General features: G+C 64.0%; 1 protein-coding gene and 1 pseudogene. Both read right to left on the bottom strand.

The window, feature by feature from the left end:
- Positions 1-401, bottom strand: a pseudogene (locus AC1DVR_RS23280) (DNA primase); the annotation flags it as partial.
- A partial coding sequence (locus AC1DVR_RS23275; RefSeq protein WP_478003004.1) for a strawberry notch C-terminal domain-containing protein occupies positions 401-1,993 on the bottom strand: 1,593 nt, incomplete at its 5' end. The gene AC1DVR_RS23275 and the pseudogene AC1DVR_RS23280, both read right to left, overlap by 1 nt.

Genomic DNA, 1,993 nt, shown 5'->3' with positions numbered 1-1,993 from the left:
GACATGCTGAGGAGCCGCCGTGCCGCTTCGGACGAACCAGATGGTGCAGGGGCGAGTTTGGGAGTTGGGGTGTTCGGCAMCGGTTCCAGTTGCGGCAAGCTGAGGAAGCGGCGGGCCTCCTCGAGCACATCGGCGAAGTCGCTGAGCCCGAGGGTCTCGCGGATGACGTCGAGGAGATCACCGTGTGTGCCCTCTGATGGATCCTGCCACTTGCCAGCGGCACCCTTGCCCGAAGCGGGGCCGGTGAGGCGCACGAACATCGAGCGCCCTGCCGTGTTGCGGACATCGCCAACCTGCCAGTAGTTGCCCTGTCTGCGGCCGTTGGAGAGATAGGTTCGGCAGACTGCCTCGGCCTGTCGGCCAAGGCGCTGCGCCAAATCTGCGGCATCAATACGGGACATCAGGCAACCTCACGCTCAGAAATGCGGGTGATAGGCCAGAGGTTGAAAAGCTTGGCAAGCACTCCCGCGCCATCAGGCCCGACCGGAACGAAGAAGCGCAGCTTCCACGAGATGATCTCGCTGAAGAGGCCATGTGCCCGCAGGCGGTCGCGCATCCCTTCGGTGAACCCGGTCAACTCGATCCGGTTCACCCCCATGACGCGGGAGCGGCGGAGTTGCAGGCCCTCTGTCAGGTCGAGGATCGTCTTGCCCTCGATCAGCGCGGCATAGGCCTGTTCTGCGGAGAGGCAGGGCACCCCTGCCCCGGTGGCCGTGGCGGCCCATGCGGGCGACACCCGGCGGCCGATGATCCTCTCGCCGTCATCGGTCTGCAGCCGGTAGACGCGGGTTTCGTCCTGGGGCAGGCGTTTCCAGACCGGTAGCAGGAGGCCGGACACGACATGCATTGTGCTGTCGGTGAACTCCGGAACTTCCGCCACCTCGGCATTCCAGGCCGCGACGAAGGTGGGCCGGTCCGTTTCGACCCATTGCGTGCCACACATCAGGCGAATGGCGCTGTTTTGGCTTTCCGTGGGGCGGATCAGCCGCACCCGCCGTTCGATTTCGCCATCATCCAGCATCAAGCTGTTGGTCGGCACCTGCACTGCCGCGCGGCCTGAACGGGTGTTGATCATCAGAACGGCGCGCGGATCGTCGAGTTCGGCGAGGACCTCATCCAGCAAGCGCGGCTTGTTACGGCGGCGTTCCGTGATGGAGAGAAGCCGGGTTTCCGCGCCGGTGGTCGGGTGGGTATAGATCACTTGACGGTCGGTGACGCGGAAGCTCTCTGCGCGCAAGGTTTCTAACCCGAGGTCGTAAGTGCCCGAGGCCATGGCCCCGTCGATCCGCGCTTCGAGTAGCTGTTCGAAGGCAGTGAAGAGGATGCCCTGCATTTCGATGGTCAGGGCAAGGAGCCGATTCAGGAATGTGGTGATTGGCGGCAGGTCATCCTTGATACCATTCGTGTCCATCAGCTTCAGACCGGTTGCCGCCTCGAATCGCTGCAGCGAGCAGCCTTCGATCTTGCCGCGCACGATCAGAAGGTAGAGTTGGCGCAACGCGTCGCGGGCATAAAGGCTTTCGAGATTGTCCTCGGGCCGGAACAGCCCCTGCCCTCCCGTCTGACGTTGCCCGCGCGTAATGGCACCGAGCGTATCGAGGCGGCGGGCGATAGTGCTGAGAAAGCGTTTCTCCGCCTTCACATCGGTCGAGATTGGCCGGAACAGCGGCGGCTGCGCCTGATTGGTGCGGTTGGTGCGGCCAAGGCCCTGAATGGCGGCATCGGCTTTCCAGCCGGGCTCAAGCAGGTAGTGAACCCTGAGCCGCTGGTTCTTGGCTGACAATTCGGCGTGATAGCTGCGCCCGGTGCCCCCTGCATCGGAGAAGATCAGCACGCGCTTCTGATCATCCATGAAGGCGGAGGTTTCCGCGAGATTGGCCGAAGGCGCGCGGGTCTCGACTGACAGCCCCGCCGCAGGGCCCTCGCCCTTGCGAATAATGCGGCGCGACCGACCGGTGACTTCTGCCACCACCTCCGTCCCAAAATGCTGGAT

The organism is Rhodobacter sp. P2_H5 (genome assembly GCF_056403335.1).
Note: the sequence above shows the minus strand (reverse complement) of the source record. Positions and strands in the feature narration are given on the sequence as shown.